Below are 22325 nucleotides of genomic sequence, written 5' to 3'. Positions count from 1 at the left end.
TCCGCGCGTGCGGGTTCAGAACAGCGGCGCGCGCTCCCCGGGCCGCTGCACCGGCAGCGGCGCCGGGTTGTCCGTCACCACCTCGACGGTGTCGGTCAGTTCGGACAGCAGCGCGACGTACTGCGGCAGGTCGGGCAGCGACGGGGTGGTCAGCGAGAACACCAGCAGCTCGGACATCGCGGGCAGCGGCAGGTAGACGTCCACCCTGGCCAGCGGCAGCGCGGGCTGCTCCGGCACCGGCGTCCACTCGACGCCGCTGAACGCGACCACGGCGGGGCCCTGCTCGGTCTCGGTGCGGTGCACGTCGGCGGCCGGGTCCAGCGAGAGGGTCTCCTCCAGGGTTTCGATCACCGTCTCCGGGTCGGCTGCCGGCTCCAGCGTCTCGCTGCGGGCGATCAACGAGGCGGTGGAGATCCGGTCGTCCTCGGTGGCCATCAGGCACACCCCGGCGTAGCTCGCGCCGTCCTCGGCGGCCGCGTCGGCCAGCTCGCCGTAGAACCGCTGGACGCCCTCGCGCTGGGCCTCGGTGCCGCCCGCCCAGATCTCGCAGGCCAACTCCCGCAGGTGGACGGCGCGTTGCTGCGCGTCCAGGTGCATGCCGAGGTCGTGGAAGTGCACCGGCACGTCGAAGGTGTAGCTGCTCATCGGGCCACCGCCGGCACCAGTTCGATCCCGGCCTTCCCCAGGGAGCGGGCCACCAGGCCGTGCTGGGCGGCGATCGCCCGGATCCGCTCCGGGTGGGCGCCCCGGTAGTCCTTCGGGGTCATCAGGAAGCTGCGGGTCCCGTACCCCCACCGCATGTCGGCCCAGCCGCGGAGGGCGTATTTGGCGTTCGAACCCCGAGCGTAAGCGGCGGCGGCGACGCCGCAGATCTCGGCCATCCTGGCGTCCCAGCGCCGCTGGTCCTCGCCCCACTCCCGGGCCAGTCTCGCCGGGCCGACGAAGCGGCTCAGCGGCCGCACCAGCGTCCGCCGCCAGCCGCGCTCCAGCCACTCCACCGAGTCGACCGTCTCGGCGAGCACGGTGAGCGGCATCCACACCAGCCGGGTCAGCACGTCCACCGGGATCACCACCCATTGCACGGCGCACCACAGCACCAGTCCGATCCGCGAGCGCCGCCCCGCCGACGGGGTCAACGGTGGTGTGCCGTACATCAGTTGCCTCCGCTGAACTGGTCGTGGATGCCGGTGACGATGCCCGGCAGCGAGGGCACCCCGTTGATGCCCCGGCTCCACCAGGACATCGGGTCGAGGCTGCCGTCGGCCCGGATCGCGTTCTGGAACGAGGGGATCGAGCGCAGGCCCGGCAGGTTGGCGACCCGGGTGGACTTGAAGGTGTCGACCGCGGTGCCGTACACCGACTCGGCGACGTGCTTCTCCCAGGCGAACTTCAGCCGGTTGCCCATGCCGGGCAGCGCCTTGAAGGTGGTGTTCAGCGCGCCCTCCGCGCCGATCTCGGTGACCCGGACCGCCGAGCCGCGCAGCGCGTCGCCCAGGTGATCGACGGTCTGGCTCTTGGCGATCTCCCGGACCTTCCCGCCGGTCTGCCGCATCACCGTCTCACCGGTCTCCAGCGTCACCTTCTCGATCTTCGGGACCAGCTTGGTGGTGACCTTCACCACCGGCTTGGCCGCCGTGCCGACCAGCTTGCCGAACGGCAGCGCCCCCAGCCCGTCGCCGACCAGGTCCATCGCGCTGACGTCCGCCCCGCCGAGCTTGGCCAGGCCGTGGCTGGCCAGCGCGCCCGCCGAGAGCACGCCGCCGGCCAGCGCCAGCGCGCCGGACAGCGGCGGGAACCACAGGGTGCACAGGGCGGCCACGCCCAGCACGGTGGAGGCGATGCCCAGCCAGTCGCCGATCTTCTTCAGCAGGTCGGCGTGCTTGGTGGCCCACTCCTTGAGCGCGTGGCCGGCCCGCTTCAGGGCGTCCTTGAAGCTGTCCCACGCGCTGGTGGTCGGCGCGTTCTGGTTGGCCTTGCGCAGGGCCCGGGCGACCTTCCCGGCGGCGTCGAGGTGGTCCTCGCGCAGCTCCTTCGCCTGCTTCACTATCGCCTGGAACGCGTCCTCGGCGTCCTCCAGCGCCCGCTTGGCGTCGTCGAGTTCCCCGCCCGCCGCGTTCAACTCGCGCTGCGCGGCGTCGATCTCGGCCTGGGCCTGCTGCAGCTGCGCCTGGTCCGCGTACATCCGCCCGGCCAGCCGGAACGCCGGGGCGCCGGCCGCCGTCTCGTAGCGCGAGCGGGCGCCGTCCTGCTGCCGCTCGCAGCTCTCGCAGCGCCGCTTGGCCGCCTCCGCGTCCGCCTCGTAGCGCCGCGCGGTCTCCTGGAAGTGCGTCAACTGGCCGCGCCAGCCCTCCAGTTGCCGGGCCGCCGTGCGCACCGCGTCGTCGCTGTCGCGGAGCAGGCCGGGCAGTTCGCCGACCTTTCCGGCGAACGCGCGCGCCGCGTCGCCGCGCCAGCTGCCGCCGGCCCGGGTGAGCCGTTCCAGGGTGCCGTGGGCGCTCTCCAGCGCCCCGGCGGCGGTGGTCAACCGCTGCACCAACTCGTCCACACTGGCCGGGTTTCCGGGCGCCGGGTCGAAGCCCAGCGCGGGGAACTGCGCCGTGTCGCTCACGCGGCACCGCCGCCGAACACCTCACGCAGCGCCTGGTCGGTCTCCGCGTAGGCCCGCCGGGTGATGTTCAGCCCCTCCTCCACCTGCTGGGTGGACTCGGCGATCTTCTTGATCGCGTCGTCCCAGCTGTCGTGGAACTCGTCGCAGGCGTGATCCAAGGACTTGGCGCCGGTGGTCTTCGGCCCGGTGTCCCGCATCGCGTTCAACGCGGTGCGCAACTCGCCCTGACTTCGGTGCAGATCCGCCAACAGACGGTCCAGGTCCGCCACATCGACCGCGAAGAAGGACCCCAAGACTCCCCCAAAAGAACGTCAAATCCAGGTAATGGAGCCCAGCATAGTCCGCACCCGCCCGGCCCTCCGCAGGCGAAGCTCCACCCGCTCCGACCCGCCGTCCGGACATAAGGTGGGCAGGTGAGCACCTGTACGACACTGTCGCGCGAACTGACCGAGCCACTGGCCGCCACCGCGGCCACCGCCACCACCTGGCTGCTGCTCGAACAGCCCGGCCCGTGGGGCGCCAAGGCGCTCACCGCCAGCCACCTCGACCCCGAACTCGGGGCCGCGCTGGACCGGGCGGCCGAGGGCACCGGCGTCCGGATCGCGCTGATCCGCCGGCCTGGCCGGCACGCCGACACCGACACCGCCGCCCACCACGAGGTGCTGATCGCGCACACCGCACCCGCCGACCCGTGGGTGCGCCGGGCCCGGCTCGGCTCCCCCGCCGAACTGCTCGACCTCGACTTCGCCGCCCTCGGCGCGGGCCACCACGACGGCTTCGGCAGCGAGCACATCGGCGGCCCGATCGCCCTGGTGTGCACCAACGGCCGGCGCGACCGCTGCTGCGCACTGCTCGGCCGCCCGCTGGCCGCCGACCTGGCATCGGCCGGCCACAGCGAGGTCTGGGAGGTCACCCACCTCGGCGGCCACCGTTTCTCCCCCACCATGCTGGTGCTGCCGCACGGCTACGCCTACGGCCGGCTCACCGCGGAGTCCGCCAAGGAGGTGTTGTCCGCCACCGCCGCCGGCCACACCACCCCCGCCCACTCACGCGGCCGCTCGTACTGGCCCCGCCCGTCCCAGGCCGCCGAGCAGGCCGTCCGCGAACTGACCGGCGAGGGCGCCGCCGACGCGCTGACCATGCGCCAGACCCCGGACGGCGACGGCTGGACGGTGGAGGTGGCGCACACCGACGGCCGCCGCTGGCGGGCGACGGTCGCGGAAGCCGCGAGCGAGCCGCCCCGCGCCGAGAGCTGCGGCAAGGCCCCGGGCACCCCGTCCCGCATGGACGTCACCGCCCTCGTGGCCATCGCCGAATGACCAACGGGCCCCGCACCACCCGGTGCGGGGCCCGTCCTTGATGCCCGGTCAGGCGGCGCCGGCCCCGGTCAGGGCGCGGACCTCCAGCTCGGCGTAACCGTCCTCGTCGGCGGGCTCCCGGTCCAGCATGGTGCCCAGCCAGCCGGCCAGGAAGCCGAGCGGGATGGAGACCAGCCCGGGGTTCTCCAGCGGGAACCAGTGGAAGTCCATGCCGGGCAGCACCGAGGTCTTCGCCCCGGAGACGACCGGCGAGAACAGCACCAGCACCACCGCCGGAACCAGGCCGCCGTACACCGACCAGACCGCGCCGCGGGTGGAGAAGCGCTTCCAGAACAGCGAGTACAGCAGCGTCGGCAGGTTCGCGGAGGCGGCCACCGCGAAGGCCAGACCGACCAGGAAGGCGACGTTCAGGCGCTGCGCGTACAGGCTGAGCACGATCGCCAGGCCGCCGATCACCACGGCGGAGACCCGGGCGGCGATAACCTCCTCGCGCTCGGACACCTGCCGGCTGCCCTCCCGCCGCCAGGCCCGGGCGTACAGGTCGTGGGCGAAGGCCGCGGAGGAGGCCAGGGTGAGTCCGGCGACCACCGCCAGGATGGTGGCGAACGCGATCGCCGAGATCACCGCGAACAGCAGCAGGCCCCAGGTCGAGCCGTCGCCACCGCCGAGGTCCAGGGCGAGCAGCGGAACCGCCGTGTTGCCCGCCGAGTTGGACAGCCGCAGGTCGTGCCCGCCGACCACCGCACCCGCCCCGAGCCCGAGCACGATCGCCATCAGGTAGAAGGAGCCGATCAGGCCGATCGCCCACATCGTGGAGCGCCGGGCGGCCCGCGCGGTCGGCACCGTGTAGAACCGGCTGAGGATGTGCGGCAGTCCGCCGGTGCCGAGCACCAGCGCCAGGCCGAGGCTGACGAAGTCCAGCCGGTCGAGCGCGCTGGAGCCGTAGTTGAGGCCGGGCCGCAGGTACGCCTCGCCCTCGCCGCTGCGCCGCGCGGCGGTCTCCATCAGCGCGCCCAGGTCGCCGTGGAAGCGGGCCACCACCAGCACCGTGAGCAGCACCGAACCGCCCACCAGCAGGAAGGCCTTGACGATCTGGATCCAGGTGGTGGCGCGCATCCCGCCGACCGTCACGTAGACGATCATCAAGGCGCCGACCGCGATGATGGTCCACGCCTTGGCGGCCCCGCTGTTGGTGCCCAGCAGCAGCGCGACCAGGCTGCCCGCGCCGACCATCTGCGCGATCAGGTACATCAGCGTGACGACCATGGACGACAGGCCGGCCGCGGCCCGCACCGGCCGCTGGCGCATCCGCAGCGCCAGCACGTCGGCCAGCGTGTACCGGCCGGCGTTGCGGACCAGTTCGGACACCAGCATCAGCACGACCAGCCAGGCGACCAGGAAGCCGATGCTGTACAGCACGCCGTCGTAGCCGTACAGCGCGATCAGCCCGGTCACGCCCAGGAAGGAGGCGGCCGACAGGTAGTCGCCGGACAGCGCGAAGCCGTTCTGCAGCGGGGAGAAGTCCCGGCCGCCGGCGAAGAAGTCCTCAGCGGCGTGGCCGCGGCGGCCGACCCAGATGGTGATGGTCAGCGTCACCGCGACGACGACGGCGAACAGGGCGACGGCGAGGCCGTGGTTGGGGTGGTGAGCGGTCATCGCAGCTGGTCCTGGGTGTCCCAGCGCAGTTCGAGGGCGGCTCGATCGCGCTTGGTGCGGGCATTACGGGCGTAGAGCCAGGTGAGCAGGAAGGTCGAGGCGAACTGGCCGAGGCCGAGCGTCCAGGCCACGTTCAGCGGCCCGGCGATCCGGCGGCCCAGCAGGTCCGGCATGAAGGCCTCGGCCGTCACGAACAGCAGGTACCAGGCCAGGAACCCGGCGGTGGCCGGGAACACGAACGAGCGGTAGCCCCGCCGGATCTCCCGGAAGGCCTCACTGTCCTGGACGCTCCGGTACACCGCGCCCCCGATTCGGTCCTCCGGCGGTACCGCGTCCACTTCCACGCTGCGCCGCGGCGCCACCACCCGGGGCTGGGGGGCGGCGGCCCCGGCCCACCAGTCGACTCTCTCCTGCTGCGCCACTTGCCGACACCTCATCATTCCGGTCGTTACGACCGAACCATGATGGAGTGTCACAAACCACACAAGGAAACCCGTGAAGAAACCTTCAACCGAAGCAGCGAAAGGACGGTACGTTCACCAACCTTCGGAAATTCCATGCTTGAAGGCGTACGCGACAGCCTGCGCGCGATCCCGGACCGCCGTCTTCGCGAAAAGGTTGTTGATATGGGTTTTCACCGTTGCGGGGCTGACGAACAACCTTCCGGCGATCTCCGCGTTGGACAGTCCGGACGCGATCAGCGCCAGCACCTCGGCCTCCCGCTGGGTCAGCCCGTCCGGCAGCACCGCCCGCGCGGCCTTCCCGGCCTCCGGCTTCAGCGGCCCGGATTTCAGCGGCTCGGGCTTCAGCGGCTCCGGATCCGGCCCGGTGGCCGCCGGCGCGCCCGACAACCGCTCCAGCAGCCGAAGTTGGACCTGCGGGGAGAGCCCGGCCGCCCCCGAGCGGACGTCCGCGACCGCGCGGGCGATCTCCTCCGCCCCGGCGTCCTTGGTCAGGAAGCCGCGCGCCCCGGCCTGCAGCGCGGAGAACAGCGAATCGTCGTCGGCGTACGTGGTGAGCACCACCACCGCGGTACCCGGGTGCTCGGCACGAACCCGGCGGGTGGCCTCCACCCCGTCGCAGCGCGGCATCCGCAGGTCCATCAGCACCACGTCGGGGGCGTGTTCGGCGACCAGCCGCACCGCCTCCTCGCCGTCCGCCGCCGAGCCGACCACCGTGATGCCCGGCAGCAGGCCGAGCAGCATCACAATGCCCTCGCGGACCACGGTCTGGTCGTCGGCGACCACCACCCGGACCGGCCCGCCCGTCGTCTCCGCACCCGTCACGTCGGCACCCGCAGCAGCACGCGCCACCCTCCTTCCTCGGGGCCCGCCAGCAGTTCGCCGCCGAGCAGTTCCGCGCGTTCGCGCATCCCGAGCAGACCGTACCCGCTCCCGCTGTCCCCCAGCACCGGGTGCGCCCCGCGGGGCGCCCGGGAGTTGTGCACCCGCAGCTCCACCGCGCCGTCCAGGTAGCCGAGTCGGACGTCCACCCGGCCGCCGGGCGCGTGCTTGCGGGCGTTGGTCAGCGCCTCCTGGGCGACCCGGCGCACGGCCAGCCCGGCCTCGACGGGCAGCGGGCGGGGCACCCCGTCGACGGCCAGTTCCGCCCCGGACTGCGCGACCAGCCCGGCCACGAACTCGGCGACGGGGGCGAACTCGCCGCGCAGCGCGGACAGCGCCTGCCGGGTCTCGGCGAGCCCGTCCTGCGCCATCCGCCGGGCGGCGACCACCCGTTCGCGGATCTCCGCCCGCTCGGCGCCGGCGTCCAGCATCAGCCGGGCCGCCTCCAGGTGCACCAGCTGCGCGGACAGGCTGTGCGCCAGCACGTCGTGGATCTCCCGGGCGATCCTGGCCCGTTCGGCGAGCGCCGCGGACTCCGTCTGCGCGACCTGCGCGGCCCGCTCCTGCGCGAGCAGGGCGCGCTGCGCGGCGCGGGCCTGGCTGTCCAGGCGCAGCAGGTAGCCGAGCAGCCCGAGACCGCCGGCGACGGCCAGCATCATCAGCAGCGAGTCGCCCGAGCCGAGGCCGTAACTGCCCACCGCGGCAGCGGCGGTGAGCAGCCCGGCGGCCAGCGGCAGCCGGACCACGGAGAGCACCGCGAGCCCGCACCAGATCACCGAGGCCAGGGTGTCGGCGCCGCCCTCGTGGGCCAGCCCGGCGAACACCAGCAGCCCGGCGGCGCAGCCCAGCGCGGGCCACAGCCGCTGGGCCCGGCAGTTGAAGTACCAGCCGGCGAACAGCGCGACCGAGCCCGTGATCCAGCCGATCGGGAACAGCAACCGCCAGCCCGTGAAGTGCTGTTCGGTGAAGGTGCCGAACACCACCGCTGTCAGCCCCGCGATCCGGCCGAAGAGCGACAGCGCCGTCCGGGCCCGTGAGTGGCGTTCCCGGATCGGGACGTCTCCGGCCGGCCAGCGGGTCCAGCGTTCCAGGGTGCTCACCGGATGATCCTCTCTCAATGCCGGTGCCGCCGACACCCGGTGGGGGGTCGGCGGCACGATGGTGGCGGTCCGTCAGGCGGCCAGGGTGTGCTTGTGGTCGTCCAGCTGGCGGGCCCGCCAGCTGACGGCGGCCGAGCGGACCAGCAGCAGCAGGCCGAGCGACAGCATCAGCACGCTGCTGGACTGGTGGACGTGCAGCGCGACGGCGACGCCGTACCAGCCGATCCGGATCAGGATCGCGCCGACCCAGGCGAACACGGTGGCGGCGGAACCCTGGGTCCACAGCAGGCCGTCGTGGTCGCGCCAGATCCGCATCGTCCAGCCCCAGGCGCAGCCCATGCCGAGGGTGGTGACCAGCGAGCCGGCCAGGATCAGTGCGGCGGCGCCCTTGTGGTCCGGGTCGATCAGCACCGGGTCGCGCAGCGCCACCGCGGCGAGGATCAGCGGCAGCAGCCAGAACCGGCGTTCGGTGTCCAGTCGGCGGGCCCGCAGCTGCCGGCCCACCACCAGGACGATCACGGCGACGGCGATCAGGACGTTGGACAGGGCGGTCATTTCGGGTGCCTCCTGGGCGGGTTGTTCTCGACACCACGAAATCTACGGAGGACAGGCCTCCGAATCCTCGGAGCGAGGGTGGAAGCACAGACGGAAAGGGCCCTCCACCCGTGGGTGGAGAGCCCTTTCGCGCAGGTCTGCTCAGGCGTCGATCCGGGACCTGTCCAGGGTGGCCGCCGAGTCCACGATGAACTCCCGCCGCGGCGCGACGTCGTTGCCCATCAGCAGGTCGAAGGTCTTCTCCGCGGACTCCAGGTCGCCCAGATTGATCCGGCGCAGGATCCGGTGCCGCGGGTCCATGGTGGTCTCGGCCAGCTGGTCGGCGTCCATCTCGCCGAGGCCCTTGTAGCGCTGGATCGGGTCCTTCCAGCGCAGCCCCTTGCCCTGGAACTCCAGCAGGGTGCGCCGCAGTTCGGCGTCCGAGTAGGTGTAGTGGTACTTCTCCTGGCCGCGCTTGGGGTTGGTCAGCTCGATCCGGTGCAGCGGCGGCACCGCGGCGAACACCCGGCCCTGCTCGACCATCGGCCGCATGTAGCGGTGGAACAGCGTCAGCAGCAGGGTGCGGATGTGCGAGCCGTCGACGTCGGCGTCGGCCATGAAGATGACCTTGCCGTACCGGGCCTGGTCGATGTCGAAGGTGCGGCCGGAGCCCGCTCCTATGACCTGGATGATCGACGCGCACTCGGCGTTCTTGAGCATGTCGCTCACCGAGGCCTTCTGGACGTTCAGGATCTTGCCGCGGATCGGCAGCAGCGCCTGGAACTCCGAGTTGCGGGCCAGCTTGGCGGTGCCCAGCGCCGAGTCGCCCTCGACGATGAACAGTTCGCTGCGGTCCACGTCGTCGCTGCGGCAGTCGGCCAGCTTGGCGGGCAGCGAGGAGGTCTCCAGCGCGGTCTTCCGGCGCTGCGTCTCCTTGTGCTGCCGGGCGGCGACCCTGGTGCGGGCGGCGGCGACGACCTTCTCCAGCACGGCCCGGGCCTGGAGCTTCTCGTCCTTCTTGGCGGAGGTGAGGAAGCTCTTCAACTCCTTGGCCACCACCGCGGCCACGATCCGGTTGGCCGCCGAGGTGCCCAGCACCTCCTTGGTCTGCCCCTCGAACTGAGGCTCGGCCAGCCGGACGGTGACCACCGCGGTCAGGCCCTCCAGCACGTCGTCCTTGGTGATGTCGTCCTCGGCGACCCGCAGCAACTTGGCGGCCCGCAGCGCCTCGTTGACGGTCTTGGCGAGCTGCCGCTCGAAGCCGTTGACGTGGGTGCCGCCCTTGGGGGTGGAGATGATGTTGACGAAGGAACGCAGCGTGGTGTCGTAGCCGGCGCCCCAGCGCAGCGCGATGTCCACCCCGAGCTCGCGGGTGACCTCGGTGGGGGTCATGTGCCCGAGCTCGTCGAGCACCGGGACGGTCTCCTTGAAGGTGCCTTCGCCGCGCAGCCGCAGCACGTCGGAGACCGGGCGGTCGGGGGCGAGGAACTCGCAGAACTCGCTGATGCCGCCGTCGAATCGGAAGGTCTCCTCCTGGACCTGCTCGCTCTCGGTCAGCCGCTCGTCACGCACCACGATGGTCAGACCGGGCACCAGGAAGGCGGTCTGCCGGGCCCGGGCGTGCAGCAGCTCCAGCGAGAGCTTGGCGTCCTTGAGGAAGATCTGCCGGTCCGCCCAGAAGCGGGTCCGGGTGCCGGTGCGGGTCTTGGCGAACTTGCCCTTCTTGGTCATTCCGCTGCCCGGCGTGAACTTCGCGTCCGGGCCGTCCCCGGTGAACGTGCCGGGGGTGCCGCGCCGGAAGCTGATCGAGTGGGTGGCGCCGTTCCGGTCCACCTCCATGTCCAGCCGGGCGGACAGCGCGTTCACCACCGAGGCGCCGACACCGTGCAGACCGCCGGAGGCCGCGTACGAGCCGCCGCCGAACTTGCCGCCCGCGTGCAGCTTGGTCATCACCACCTCGACGCCGGACAGCCCGGTCTTGGGCTCCACGTCCACCGGGATGCCGCGGCCGTTGTCGCGCACCTCCACCGAGCCGTCCTGGTTCAGCAGCACGTCGATCCGGTCGCAGAACCCGCCGAGGGCCTCGTCCACCGAGTTGTCGATGATCTCCCACAGGCAGTGCATCAGGCCGCGGCTGTCGGTCGACCCGATGTACATGCCCGGCCGCTTGCGGACCGCCTCCAGCCCCTCGAGGACGAGCAGATGCCGCGCGGTGTAGTCGGACCCGCCCTCGCCGGTCACCAGTGAGGACGGGACGGTCTTTTCTCCACTCACGCTCTGCACTCCTCCATGATGTTGACGGACACCCCGCATGCTCTCAGCAACTGAGACTTCGGCCGCCGAGGCCCGCGCGCCTTGTACGCGCTGCGCGAACACGACTCCCACCGCGGACGCGGCCCTCACCCTGCCATCTCCTGCCGACACCACGGGTCCTGGCGGACCGGGGCGGCCGGAGAGGGCGGCGGAGCTGCTGTGATGCGGTCAAGCGGGGCCCGGGACGGGGCTTATGCTCCAACCCAGCGGAGGATTATGCTACGCGGACCTCGCACCCCGGCCCGATCGGGCGTTCGAGGTGATTGGCGGACCATCGGAATCGGTACGCATGAACCACCGGTGCCCGGGGCACGCCCTCATCAACGAGACAGCAGAATCCTCAAAGAGAAAAGCCACGAGCGGGAACGAATTCGACCTGGTTGGATGTTGATCCTGGTACACAGCTCGTCGAGCTAGAGAAGAGGCGACGTGACTACTGTTCTGACCCCTGCGAGCCCGCTCACCGCGGCAGACCGCTGCGACCGTTGCGGCGCTCAGGCCTACCTGCGCGTCGTCCTTTCCAGCGGCGGAGAGCTGCTGTTCTGCGCCCACCACGGGCGTAAGTTCGAGCCCGAGCTCAAGAAGATCGCCGTGGAGATACACGACGAGAGCGACCGCCTCTCCGGCACCGCGGCAACGGCTGCCGAGGGCGAGCGCTGACGCTCCCGCTCGAAACCCGAGCTGCCTGAGCGGCCGGGCGGCCCTCCCCTTCCGGGCGGGCCGCCCGGCCGTGGCGTTTGCCCGGCCGCTGCGGCAGGTCATGTCGGGCGTGTCACAGCGCGTCCTGCACGGACTCCGCCACCGCCGAGATCCTGGTGTACACCCCCGGGTGATTGGCCTGCGCGCAGCCGGCCCCCCAGGACACCAGCCCGGCCAGCCGCCCGGCCACCACCAGCGGACCCCCGCTGTCGCCCTGGCAGGCATCCTTGCCGCCCCGCTCGTCGCCGGCACACACCATGCTGCGCGCGTCGTACGCGCTGTCCGCACCGCCCGGGTAGTCGCGCCCGCAGGCGGCGTCCGAGATGATCGGCACCGTCACCTGCCGCAGCGTGTTCGAGTAGCTGCCGTTGCCCCGGGTGTCGCCCCAGCCGAACACCGTCGCCGAGGTGCCCACCGCGTACGGCCGGCTCTCGCCCGCGCCCACCATCTCCAGCGTCCGCTGGTCCTCCAGCGGCTCGGCCAGGGTGACCACCGCCACGTCCCGGGAGTTCGCGGCGAAGCTGTAGTCCGGCTCGATCCACACCCCGCTGACCGCCACCTCCCGTCCCGCACTGCCCCGCAGGTCGTCCCGGCCGACGATCACCCGCAGCCCCGGCCGCTGGACCGGCCGGCCCGTGACCTCGTCGTAGAAGCAGTGCGCGGCCGTCACCACCTTGGTCGGGGTGACCAGCGCCCCACCGCAGAACTGCCCGGAACGGGACGAACCGAACTGCGCACGGCTGGACAGCGCCACCATCCACGGGTGATCACTGGTGCTGGCGCTCGTCCCCCCGACGATCCGCCGCTGCGCGGCGGCCGGGGCAGCCGCACCCAGCGCGACCAGCGGGGCGGGCAGGGCCGCCAGGGCGACGAGCGCGACCGCCCGGCGGCGGAGCCGAGGCGCGGACGGGTCCAGGATGGGCACCGGTTCTCCAGAAGGGTTCGGCGTGGGGGTTCGGCGTGCGACAGCGGGGCTCGTCGTGGGGGTTCGACGTGCGACAACCTGCCCAGCGTAGTCATCCCCTCACCCACCGTGCCCCACCTGAGCGCACCGGCCACCCCATCGAGCGACCCCCGGACATGCGAACGGGCCCCTCCGCCGGTGGCGAAGGGGCCCGTCCAGGTGACGAACTGTCAGTCCAGGTAGTCGCGCAGCACCTGGGAACGCGACGGGTGGCGCAGCTTCGACATGGTCTTGGACTCGATCTGACGGATGCGCTCACGCGTCACGCCGTAGACCTTGCCGATCTCGTCCAGCGTCTTCGGCTGACCGTCGGTCAGGCCGAAGCGCATCGAGACCACGCCCGCCTCGCGCTCGGACAGGGTGTCCAGCACCGAGTGCAACTGCTCCTGGAGCAGGGTGAAGGAGACCGCGTCGGCCGGGACGACCGCCTCGGAGTCCTCGATCAGGTCACCGAACTCGCTGTCGCCGTCCTCGCCGAGCGGGGTGTGCAGCGAGATCGGCTCGCGGCCGTACTTCTGAACCTCGATGACCTTCTCGGGGGTCATGTCGAGTTCCTTGGCCAGCTCCTCCGGGGTGGGCTCGCGGCCCAGGTCCTGGAGCATCTGGCGCTGCACGCGGGCGAGCTTGTTGATGACCTCGACCATGTGCACCGGGATACGGATGGTGCGGGCCTGGTCGGCCATGGCGCGGGTGATCGCCTGCCGGATCCACCAGGTCGCGTAGGTGGAGAACTTGTAGCCCTTGGTGTAGTCGAACTTCTCGACCGCACGGATCAGACCGAGGTTGCCCTCCTGGATCAGGTCCAGGAACAGCATGCCGCGGCCGGTGTAGCGCTTGGCCAGCGAGACCACCAGGCGGAGGTTGGCCTCCAGCAGGTGGTTCTTGGCGCGGCGGCCGTCCTCGGCGATGATCTCCAGCTCGCGCTTGAGCTTCGGGGCGAGCTTGTCGGCCTGGCTCAGCTTGTCCTCGGCGAACAGGCCGGCCTCGATCCGCTTGGCGAGCTCGACCTCCTGCTCGGCGTTGAGCAGCGGGACCTTGCCGATCTGCTTCAGGTAGTCCTTGACCGGGTCGGCGGTGGCACCGGCCACCGCGACCTGCTGCGCCGGGGCGTCGTCCTCGTCGTCGTCGGAGAGCACGAAGCCCTGGTCCGACTCCTCCTCGGGGCCGCCTTCCTCCTTGCCGTCGCCGGGCAGGGCCACGTCTTCGAGGAGCTCTTCCTCGCCGATCATGTCCTCTTCGCCCTTGGCTCCCGGCTTGCCGGCCGCGGTCTTCTTGGCGGCGGTCTTCTTCGCGGGAGCGGCGGTCTTCTTGGCCGCCGCCTTCTTCGCCGGCGCGGCCTTCTTGGCGGCCGGGCGGGCCTCGGCGAGACCGATGGTCTCGACGACGGTGACCTCGCTGGTCGTCACCGCGGCGGCCACGGCCACCGACGGGGACACGGTCGCGTTGGGGGCGATCCGGACCGGGGGCTTGGTCTGGGCGACCGGCGTGCGGGTGGTGACCGCCTTGGTCGCGGTGCGCTTGGTGGTGCTCTTGGCCGCGACGCTCTTGCGCTTGGCGCCGGCCGGCTCGGCCGCGCTGACCATCAGCTCCACCCCCTCCTCAATCAGCACCTGGTTGAGGCTGCGCATGACGTTCTTCCACTTGGTGACCGGGATCTGGTCCGCCTCGAACGCGTGGCGCACGTCGTCACCGGCGATCTGCCCCTGGGCCTTGCCCCGCTCGATGAGCGCCAGCAGTGCCGCGGACTCGGCGATCTCGGGGGGAAGCGAACGGGATGTGCTGGCCGACACGAACAACCTCTCGGACGATGAGTGGACGATCCCGCACCGACCACCCGAGCAGCTCGGGTGGGTGGACGGTGATCGGGGTCTGCAGGACGGCAGCAGCGCCGCGCACCAGCACAGCCATCTGGTCTGTGGTGGTATTCCGGAGCTGCTTCCGCTCCGTACACATCGCTGCCGCCACTCAAGTGTTACGCATGCCCGTCGTGGCGCCCGTCACACCACCCGGCGGCCGGTACGGGCTGCCCCGGGCGGCCTATCGGCGAGCGGGGCGCCGGGGCCTTCGCGGTCGGCGGCCAGGGCCTCGGGGGCGCCTTTCACGAACGGGCCGCGAGCCTTCGCCGAACGGTACTCGCGAGTCGGCACGGGCCGCCTCGCGGTGTGGCCTGCGCAACTGTGTGGGACGCGACACGCCGATGGCCCCCCGGCTGCGGGTGGAGCAGCAGAAGGGCCATCCGTTCGGAACGGGCAGGGCTGGACCGCTCAGTGCTCCCGTGGGGCCGGAACGGCGTGCTCGACGTCCGGGTGGACGGTGAGCAGCGCACGGACGGCCGCCTCGGAGGCGGTGCCGTCCCCGGTGCCGAGCGCGTCGACCAGGCGGGTGTGCAGGCCGACCGCCGACTCGGACGGGCGCTCACAGGTGCTGCCGGAGCCGCCGGACACCTGGAGCGCGCCGGCCACGATCCCGGACAGGTGCTCCAGCATCCGGTTCCCGGCCATCTGCAGCACCAGACTGTGCAGCTCGGCGTCGGCGCGGGCGTAGCTGACCAGGTCGCCCTGACTGCCGGCCTGGCTCATGATCTCGGTCAGCTCGACCAGCCGCTGCTGGACGTCCTCCCGGCCGTGGCCGGCGGCGAGGCGGGCGGCCAGCGGCTCGATCGCCCAGCGCAGCTCGAACAGCTCACGGCGCTGCTCGTCGCGCTGCGGCCCGAAGGCACGCCACTCGATGATGTCGGGGTCCAGCAGGTTCCAATCGCTGACCGGGCGGACCCGGGTGCCGACGTTCGGTCGGGCCGAGACCAGGCCCTTGGCCTCCAGCACCCGGAGCGACTCGCGCACCACGGTGCGGGAGACCTCGAAGCGCTGGCCGATCTCCTCCGGCACCAGCGGGCGGTCGGCGCCCAGGTCTCCGGAGACGATCATCTGGCCGAGCTGCTGAACCAGCTGGCCGTGCAGGCCGCGGCCGCGGCTGCTGGTGGTCTTCCGACCGGCCCGGGCGAGTTCGCTCTCCGCCCCCTCCCAGCGGGGAGCGGGTGGCATCGGGCGATCGGCGTACGGAAAACGGTCCAGCTCGGAGGCGGAGATCGACTCGGCCTGGCGAGCGGCGGTCACGGTGGGGTGCGCAAGGGTACTCACGCCATCCTTTGTCGGCGATCGGCGAGGCCGTCTTGAGCATTCTCCTGAAAAGCACACGAAAGGGTGATCGGCCGTGTCTGGATAATTGACTTCTTATCAGGCGGAAATGCGCATATCGGTCATCCTGGCTCGAATTCAGCTGCCGTTCCGAACAACGCTCAGCCCTGCACGCATCGGCACCGTCACCGACACCGGCGCACCTGCCGCACCGTCAGCACCGGTTGCCGAATGCGCCGGCGCCGAGAGTTCCGGGGCGGGTTTCCGCCCGGACCCTTGCGGTGGGCAGGATCCTTGCGGCGGGCGGGCCTTTGCTGCGGGCAGGATCCTTGCGGCGGGCGGGTCTTTGTTGCGGACGGGATCTTTGTTGCGCGCCGGGCGCTACAGGGCGCGGCGGCGGAACTGGGCCACCAGCACGGCCAGCACCAGCAGGGCGCCCGGGGTCAGCAGGGCGGCGATCACCACGCCGTCCAGCGCCGCCGCCGTCCGGTCGGCCGCCTCGCGCACCAGGTTGAAGCCGTACTGGAAGGGCATCAACTCCCAGACCCACAGCGGCCAGTTCCGGCCGAATCGGTGCAGCAGCAGACCGGCGGTCGGCTCCAGCAGAGCGGGCGTCGCGCAGGTGAGCAGAACTGCCACGACCGCACTGCGCACCAGCGTCGCCAGCAGCAGGCCGGCCCAGCCGCCGGCCACCGCCAGCGCCAGGAACGCCGGGAGCGGGCGACCGAGCCCGCCCATGGCGAACGGGCCCGTCGCCGGGGCGGGCGTCAGGCCCGGGAAGGCCATCAGCTCGCCGGGACGCGGCAGGGCGAGCACCGACGAGGCATCCACCGTGCCGGGCAGCGCGAACCGGACCACCAGGGTGTTCACCACCAGCGTCAGCACCGCCAGCAGGAGCGCCGCCGCCCCGACCACCACCAGCTTCGCGAGGAGCGCGCCGAGCCGACGGCCCAGACTCACCCGGGACGCGGCCAGGCCCGGCCAGCGCATCTCGTTGCTGTACGCCAGCGCGCCGAGCACCGCGGCGGCCAGCGCGGTCAGCGGGAGCGGCAGCCACGGGACCACGCCGGCCATCGCCCGCACCGCGCCCGACACCGCCAACTCCCCTGCCGGGAACTGCTGGGCCGACACCGCCGCCAGCGCCGCGTTCAGCACCAGCGCCGCCGCGACCACCACCCACGTGGAGCGCACCCCGCGAAGCCGACGCACCTCACAAGCCACCAACCGCACGGTCTCACTCACTCCCGTTCTCGTCACCGACGGCACGCCTGCGCACCGCGCTCGCCCCGCCCCCACCCGCCACCACCTGCGCCCGACCCGCCGCCTGCCCGGCCTGACCGACCTGCCCGGCCGACCTGGCCTGCTCGACCGACCCGACCGGCCCGGTCTGCCCGGCCGGTCGCAACTCGGTGGTGTGGATCGGCCGGAGACGCACCTGCACCCGGTCCTGGTCCGGCGCCGGCACCGGGCCCTGGGGTTGCGCCGGGGTGGAACCGTGGCCGACTCCCCTGATCCGGGCGGGAGTCAGCAGCTCCGCGTCGGTCGGGTTGGCGGCCACCTGCTCGGCGGTCAGTTGCTCGGCGTCGAGCACGATCGGCGTGGACCCGGCGGGAGTTGGGCCGGACGGGGTCGCTGCGGGCACGGCTGGTGCGGGCGCAGCGGGTACGGGCGTGGGCTCGGAGGCGCGTGCGGCCGACTGCTCCGGATGATCGGTGGCCGACTGCTCGGCGCGCACGCGGCGGAGCGCGGAGGCGCCGCGGGGCGTCCGCCGGGTGAGGTCCACAACGGGCGCCTCGGCCTGGGCTGTCGGCGCCGTCAGGGCTGGCGCTGCGACGGGGGCGGCCGGTGCGGACGGGTCGGGCGCGAGGGCGGCGGTGGCCCAACGGCCGGCCTGGAGGCCGCGGTGGCCGAGGGCGCGGTGCTCACTGGTGCGCTCGCCGTCGGGGCCGGTGGCCGGGCGGCCGACGGTGGCGGGCCTCGGGGCGACGGAGGCGACGGGGGTGGCGGCCGGGGCGATCTGGGGCTGCCCGCCGATGTTCTGGCGGACCGGGCTCTTGCGGGCCGGCCGGATCGCGACCTGGCCGGAGTGGCCCGAGCCGCTGGGCAGGGCGGTGGGGAAGGAGATCGGGCGCTGCACCACCCGGTCGGCCAGCTCGTGCAGCAGGACACCGTTGCGGTAGGCGAGTTCACCGATCTCGGTGCGGCCGACCCCACTCACCGCGAGACCGACGCCACCCTCCCGCCGGACCTGCGCGCCCTGGGCGACCAGCAGATCCGCGAGGCGGGCCATCTGCGGACCCCGGACCAGGACTTCGGGGTGCAACCGGCTGCGGCGGAACTCCACCACGGGCTGGTCGGCAGCCAACCTGCCCGCGTCCAGGGTGACCACCCGGTCGGCGAGCACGGCGGCCACTTCCGGACTGCGGGTGGACATCAGCACGGTGCCGCCCGTCAGCGCGAAGGAACGCAGGAAGCCGTACAGCCACTCCTCGCTGCGCGGGGAGAGGCCCTCGGCCGGGGCGTCCAGCAGCAGCGTCGCGGGGTCGCCGAGCAGGGCGGCGGCAAGGGCGAGCCGGCAGTGCATTCCGGGCGAGAAGGTGCCGATCCGGTGGTCGGCGACCGGGGCGAGGCGGACCTGCTCCAACAGATCATCGGCCCGGCGTGCCGAAACGCCGACCGCCCCGGCCAACATCCGCAGGTGCGCCCGGGCCCGCTGACCCGGATGCCCGGCCTCCGGCCTGCCGGACGGCAGCAGCGCGCCGATCTCCCGCTCCGGCCGCCGGATTCGGCGGTAGGTGCGGCCGTCGAACAGCGTGAGGCCGTGGCCGCGTTCGAGCTCCACCATCAGCCGGAACGCGGTGGACTTGCCCGCCCCTTCGTCCCCCAGCAGCGTGGTGATCATCCTTGGCCGGGCGTCGAAAGTCAGGTCCAGCACCGCCGGGGGGTGGCCCCTTCGGTACTTCTTGGTCAGTCCGGTGATTTGGATCATCGCCGCCCGCTCCCTCGCCCGCCGGCAGACCGGGGTTCGTCCGCCAGGCCTGAGCCTGCACAGTAGGACGCGGAAGCGATGAAACCAGGCATTCCGGATGCATCGTGGACGGTGTTAGCGCCGAGCTCACCCGAACAGGGGACAGCGCGCTCACACCACTGACGCTTTCCTTACGGGTCGCCACCACCCCATCGCCGCAAGGAAACTGGCCCACCTCGTATCGCGAGCGCCTACCCTTCGACGACGACGACCACGACCCCGCCGGGGCCGGGCGTCAGGCCTCGGGGCGGAGCATCGGCGGGTTGAGGACGGTCGCCCCGCCTGCCGTGAACAACTGGGCGGGACGCCCGCCTTGACGGGTCGTCGTGCCACCGGAGGGCAGCAGGAAACCCGGAGTGCCGGTGACCTTGCGATGAAAGTTCCGCGGGTCCAACACCACGCCCCAGACCGCCTCGTACACCCGGCGCAGCTCGCCGACGGTGAACTCCGGCGGGCAGAAGGCCGTTGCCAACGAGGAGTACTCGATCTTCGACCTGGCCCGTTCCACGCCGTCCGCCAGGATCTGCCCGTGGTCGAAGGCCAGCAGTTCGCCGTCGTTGCCGTCGACACCGAACAACTCACTGACCGGTGCCCACCGGGCGCTGCTGGCATCGCCGCCCGCACGGGGCGAGGGCAGATCCGGGGCGAGCACCAAGTACGCGACGCTCACCACCCGCATCCGGGGGTCACGCTGCGGGTGACCGTAGGTGGCCAGTTGCTCCAGGTGCGCGCCGAACGGGTTCTGCCCGGCCAGGACTTGACCCGGCGCGGACTGCGCCCGCAGCCCGGTCTCCTCCGCCAGTTCCCTCGACGCCGCCTCGGCCAGACCCTCGTCGGGCCGCACGAACCCGCCAGGCAGCGCCCAGTAGCCCTGGAACGGTGCCTCACCGCGCTTCACCAGCAGGGCGCACAGCTCATGGTCGCGCACCGTCAGCACCACCAGGTCAACCGTGACTGCGAACGGGGGGAAGGCCGACGGGTCATAACGCGACATGTCGCCGATCTTAGTCGTCTCTCTGACGATAATCACAGACCACGGCCCTGTTCCGGCCTCCTTTCCGGCCTCCCTCCCACTTCCTTCCCGCGTGCTTCCCGCGTGCTTCCCATCGCCTCTCCCGGCTTCTGGACCGCTTGAAGGCGGTCAGCTGGCGGCCAGTTGCAGGAACGACGGCGCCTCCTCCACGACCGCGACCCCGATCCTGCTGACCCGGACCGAAAACGGCTCACCGGCCACCCGCAGGCCGGTCAGTTCCAATGCCCCCAGGGGGGCGGTGCTCGCCGGGCGGGTCGCCACCCGCCCTGATGGGACGTCGGGCCGGACACCGGCCAACGAGAGCACCAGGTGGACGGCAGCGGCCGCCGACATGGCGGCGGGACGGCAGGCAGCCGAGTGCGGCACCGGTGGGCAGTCGGCAACCTTCTGCTCGCCCGCGTACATCTCCGGCAGCCGGTACTCGAAGTGTGCGGACGCCTCCAGCAGGCCTTCCAGCAGGATCTCGGCCTCCCGTTCGAACCCGGCGTCCACCAGCCCGCTCACCGCGAGCGCGGTCTCCTGCACCCGCACCACGCCGCTGCGGTGGCCGAGCGGATTGAACCGTGGGGACTTCGCGCTCAACGTCCGCAGGCCCCACCCGCAGTCGAGTTCGGGCGTTACCAGCCGCTGGGCGAGCAACCTGGTCTGCTCCCGGTCGAGCAGGCCCTCGTGCAGCTCGCCCTCGGCAGCCAGCCCGACGTCGAAGAGGTGGACCAGGGTGGAGGCGAGGGCCGGCACCGGCCGGTCCGGGGCCAGCAACGCGGCTGCCGGCCGACCACCTGACAGGTCGTCGATCCAGAACTGCTCGCGGAACCGTTCCCTCAACTCGGCCGCCCAGGCCCGCCACTCGGCCGCCCCGGGGCGGCCGAACGCCTCCAGCAAGTCCGCCCCTTGGAGCGCCGCCCGATGCGCCTGCGCCTGCACTTCGCACCTGGCCGGACCTGGTCGCGCGGCCCGTTCCTCCGCCGGGCGGCCGAGGTCGGTGACGAACCCGACCGGCCCCTCCGCCACCGCGGCCCGCAGCGCCCCGAGGGCACGCTCCGCGGCCGGCAGCAGCTCGGCGACCTCGGCCCGGGGCATGCCCCAACGCCAGGCCTCCGCAAGCACCGTGACGAACAGCAGCGTCGCTTCCGTGGCCGTGCAGCTCGCCGGCAGCTCGGGACCGCCGTGCCGCAGCGGCCCGGGAATCACACCGTCCATCGCCTGTGCCGCCACGCCGCTCTCCGCCCCGGGGGCGGACGGGCTGCCCGCACCCTGAACTGCGGCAGGCTGCGCGGCCGGAGCGCCTCCGGAGCCGCCGGCCCCCGGCGCGCTCCCGGCCTGCGCCGGGCCGACCGCAGACGGGCTCGATGCCCCGTCAGCCGTGCCACCCTCGACCGGGCGGGCGACGCCTGCCGGTTGCTGGGGCGCGAGGTGCTGGCGGCGGGCCGTCGCGCGGAGCGTTCCGGCGGCGAGCCGGGTGCCGAGCGGCAGCGTCATCCGGGCTGCCCAGAGCGCGTCCGCAGCGGTGAGGCCGAAACGCCAGGGGGCGCCCGAGGCGGTGTACAGGTCGGTCGGACGGTCCGCGTCCGCGAGCAGCAGCCCGCCCAGTGTGTCCAGGGCGCGGCCGACCAGGCGTGCGGCGCGGCGGTCGTCGGCCCGGACCTCCGGCTCGGACCACGGCAGCGGCACACCCGGGCCGCGCCCCGTCGGTGGACGACCGGTCGACGGAGCCTCCAGTTCCACCTGCAGGTCCACGGACCAACGGGCCCCGGGCTGGATCTCCAAGTCCCACCGGAGCACGCCCGCACCGGCCAGCACCGCGTGCGGCGACGGGCGGGCGCTGACGGTGGCCGCGCGGCCCTGCCCGGCCCAGCGCAGGCCCGAGGACTGGACCTGGCCCGGTAGGTCGGCCGAGCGCCGACCCGCCGCGATGTCGGTGAGCTGGCCCAGGTCGGTACCCAGGGCGATCTCCAGCGGGAGGCGAGCCGGCCGGGCACCGGTGTTCCGGACCGTCACGGTCTCCGCACCGTCGGCGTGCCGCAGCCGCTCCACTGTCAACGCCGGATCCGGGTCGAGATCGCCCGGTGCCCGGACCGAGCCGAGGAAGCGCGCCGCCGCCACGGACGTCAGGGTGCCCTGGAGCGGCAGCGGCTCCACGCCACCGAGGCGCAACTCCATCCTGGCCAGGGTGCGCACCCCGTGCCGGAAGAAGCCGTGCAGGCTCTGGCCTCGAAGCTGCCCGTCCGGACCGGAGGCCGCCATGCCCGGGGCGTTGACGCACAGGATGTCGTGCGCCGCCGACGGCTGCGGTCGTGGCACCACCGCCGGGCTCGACTGGCGGGCCGCCCCTGGGGCGGCCGCACCGGCCACCTGCTCCGACCACGCGCCCGCCCCACCGCGCCCCGGTGTCGCCACCCCCGGAGCCGTCACACCCGGACCCGGCCGGGTCGGGGTGCCGTACGGCGGGGTCGGGGTGCCGTACGGCGGGGTCGCCCCTGGCGCATACGGGGTGGGCGTGGTGAGCGTGCCGTACGACGGAGTTGCCCCCGGCGCGAACGGCATGGGCGTGCTGGGTGTGCCGTACGGAGGCGTGCTGAGCGGGGCTCCGTACG

At 72.6% G+C, this 22325-nt stretch carries 19 protein-coding genes; 2 read left to right on the top strand and 17 right to left on the bottom strand.

The genetic code is table 11. The features are described 5' to 3' along the window. Positions 1-15: 15 nt before the first annotated feature. Genes ACFV18_RS25545 through ACFV18_RS25530 form a run of 4 tightly spaced genes read right to left on the bottom strand, consistent with a single transcriptional unit; the run spans position 16 to position 2901 of the window. Positions 16-645 carry a hypothetical protein gene (locus ACFV18_RS25545; protein WP_380486939.1) on the bottom strand — a complete coding sequence of 210 codons (630 nt, stop codon included), beginning with the start codon at positions 643-645 and terminating at the stop codon, positions 16-18. After that, positions 642-1154, bottom strand: a complete 513-nt coding sequence (locus ACFV18_RS25540) for a hypothetical protein (RefSeq protein ID WP_380486937.1) — start codon at positions 1152-1154, stop codon at positions 642-644. Before ACFV18_RS25540 ends, ACFV18_RS25545 begins: the two co-directional genes overlap by 4 nt. Next, the gene (locus ACFV18_RS25535) at positions 1154-2608 is read right to left on the bottom strand and encodes a putative T7SS-secreted protein (RefSeq protein WP_380486935.1); all 1455 of its coding nucleotides are present in this window, start codon (positions 2606-2608) and stop codon (positions 1154-1156) included. Before ACFV18_RS25535 ends, ACFV18_RS25540 begins: the two co-directional genes overlap by 1 nt. Beyond that, positions 2605-2901 carry a WXG100 family type VII secretion target gene (locus tag ACFV18_RS25530; protein ID WP_380486933.1) on the bottom strand — a complete coding sequence of 99 codons (297 nt, stop codon included), beginning with the start codon at positions 2899-2901 and terminating at the stop codon, positions 2605-2607. Before ACFV18_RS25530 ends, ACFV18_RS25535 begins: the two co-directional genes overlap by 4 nt. 120 nt (positions 2902-3021) lie before the next feature. Between ACFV18_RS25530 and ACFV18_RS25525 the strand changes: the two genes are divergently transcribed. Next, positions 3022-3927, top strand: coding sequence for a sucrase ferredoxin (locus ACFV18_RS25525; protein ID WP_380486931.1), 906 nt, complete (start codon positions 3022-3024; stop codon positions 3925-3927). 48 nt (positions 3928-3975) lie between these two features. On the opposite strand, the gene ACFV18_RS25520 is transcribed toward ACFV18_RS25525, so the two are convergent. The 6 genes from ACFV18_RS25520 to ACFV18_RS25495 form a co-directional block, all read right to left on the bottom strand. Next, complete coding sequence (locus tag ACFV18_RS25520; RefSeq protein WP_380486929.1) at positions 3976-5583, bottom strand: cation acetate symporter; 1608 nt, start codon at positions 5581-5583, stop codon at positions 3976-3978. Further along, complete coding sequence (locus ACFV18_RS25515; RefSeq protein ID WP_380486927.1) at positions 5580-6005, bottom strand: DUF485 domain-containing protein; 426 nt, start codon at positions 6003-6005, stop codon at positions 5580-5582. Before ACFV18_RS25515 ends, ACFV18_RS25520 begins: the two co-directional genes overlap by 4 nt. 114 nt (positions 6006-6119) lie before the next feature. Further along, positions 6120-6896: a response regulator gene (locus ACFV18_RS25510; protein WP_380486925.1), complete on the bottom strand. Its 777-nt coding sequence runs from the start codon at positions 6894-6896 to the stop codon at positions 6120-6122. Next, entirely contained in the window at positions 6866-8026 is a 1161-nt protein-coding gene (locus ACFV18_RS25505) for a sensor histidine kinase (RefSeq protein ID WP_380486924.1), read from the bottom strand. Before ACFV18_RS25505 ends, ACFV18_RS25510 begins: the two co-directional genes overlap by 31 nt. Before the next feature lie 72 nt (positions 8027-8098). Beyond that, entirely contained in the window at positions 8099-8581 is a 483-nt protein-coding gene (locus ACFV18_RS25500) for a DUF1453 domain-containing protein (protein ID WP_380486922.1), read from the bottom strand. A 141-nt stretch (positions 8582-8722) separates the two neighbouring features. Then, positions 8723-10873, bottom strand: coding sequence for a type IIA DNA topoisomerase subunit B (locus tag ACFV18_RS25495; protein WP_380486920.1), 2151 nt, complete (start codon positions 10871-10873; stop codon positions 8723-8725). A gap of 429 nt (positions 10874-11302) precedes the next feature. Here ACFV18_RS25495 and ACFV18_RS25490 point away from each other — a divergent pair, with 429 nt between their 5' ends. Beyond that, entirely contained in the window at positions 11303-11533 is a 231-nt protein-coding gene (locus tag ACFV18_RS25490) for a hypothetical protein (RefSeq protein WP_043909846.1), read from the top strand. 112 nt (positions 11534-11645) lie between these two features. Here the strand turns inward: ACFV18_RS25490 and ACFV18_RS25485 are convergent, their stop codons facing one another. From ACFV18_RS25485 to ACFV18_RS25455, 7 genes are all read right to left on the bottom strand, one after another. After that, entirely contained in the window at positions 11646-12497 is an 852-nt protein-coding gene (locus ACFV18_RS25485; RefSeq protein ID WP_380486918.1) for a S1 family peptidase, read from the bottom strand. Between the two features lie 209 nt (positions 12498-12706). After that, positions 12707-14326, bottom strand: coding sequence for an RNA polymerase sigma factor (locus ACFV18_RS25480; RefSeq protein ID WP_380486916.1), 1620 nt, complete (start codon positions 14324-14326; stop codon positions 12707-12709). Between the two features lie 474 nt (positions 14327-14800). Beyond that, positions 14801-15673 (bottom strand): FadR/GntR family transcriptional regulator, encoded by an 873-nt coding sequence (locus tag ACFV18_RS25475; RefSeq protein ID WP_380486914.1) that lies wholly within the window; start codon positions 15671-15673, stop codon positions 14801-14803. 378 nt (positions 15674-16051) lie between these two features. Beyond that, entirely contained in the window at positions 16052-16861 is an 810-nt protein-coding gene (locus tag ACFV18_RS25470; protein WP_380486912.1) for a hypothetical protein, read from the bottom strand. A gap of 43 nt (positions 16862-16904) precedes the next feature. Then, entirely contained in the window at positions 16905-18659 is a 1755-nt protein-coding gene (locus ACFV18_RS25465) for an ATP-binding cassette domain-containing protein (RefSeq protein ID WP_380486910.1), read from the bottom strand. A gap of 274 nt (positions 18660-18933) precedes the next feature. Beyond that, positions 18934-19692: an NUDIX domain-containing protein gene (locus tag ACFV18_RS25460; protein ID WP_380486908.1), complete on the bottom strand. Its 759-nt coding sequence runs from the start codon at positions 19690-19692 to the stop codon at positions 18934-18936. A gap of 147 nt (positions 19693-19839) precedes the next feature. Continuing rightward, complete coding sequence (locus ACFV18_RS25455) at positions 19840-22275, bottom strand: glycogen debranching N-terminal domain-containing protein (RefSeq protein ID WP_380486906.1); 2436 nt, start codon at positions 22273-22275, stop codon at positions 19840-19842. Positions 22276-22325: the final 50 nt, after the last annotated feature.

The sequence above is a fragment of the Kitasatospora sp. NPDC059673 genome (assembly GCF_042734215.1).
Taxonomy (GTDB): domain Bacteria; phylum Actinomycetota; class Actinomycetes; order Streptomycetales; family Streptomycetaceae; genus Kitasatospora.
This window is presented reverse-complemented; position numbering and strand designations above follow the sequence as displayed.

Coding starts and splice junctions, on each gene's coding strand:
- ACFV18_RS25545 (WP_380486939.1), bottom strand. CDS start 645: ATGAGCAGCTACACCTTCGACGTGCCGGTGCACTTCCACGACCTCGGC.
- ACFV18_RS25540 (WP_380486937.1), bottom strand. CDS start 1,154: ATGTACGGCACACCACCGTTGACCCCGTCGGCGGGGCGGCGCTCGCGG.
- ACFV18_RS25520 (WP_380486929.1), bottom strand. CDS start 5,583: ATGACCGCTCACCACCCCAACCACGGCCTCGCCGTCGCCCTGTTCGCC.
- ACFV18_RS25500 (WP_380486922.1), bottom strand. CDS start 8,581: ATGACCGCCCTGTCCAACGTCCTGATCGCCGTCGCCGTGATCGTCCTG.
- ACFV18_RS25495 (WP_380486920.1), bottom strand. CDS start 10,873: ATGCGGGGTGTCCGTCAACATCATGGAGGAGTGCAGAGCGTGAGTGGA.
- ACFV18_RS25465 (WP_380486910.1), bottom strand. CDS start 18,659: ATGATCCAAATCACCGGACTGACCAAGAAGTACCGAAGGGGCCACCCC.
- ACFV18_RS25460 (WP_380486908.1), bottom strand. CDS start 19,692: ATGTCGCGTTATGACCCGTCGGCCTTCCCCCCGTTCGCAGTCACGGTT.
- ACFV18_RS25455 (WP_380486906.1), bottom strand. CDS start 22,275: ATGCCGTTCGCGCCGGGGGCAACTCCGTCGTACGGCACGCTCACCACG.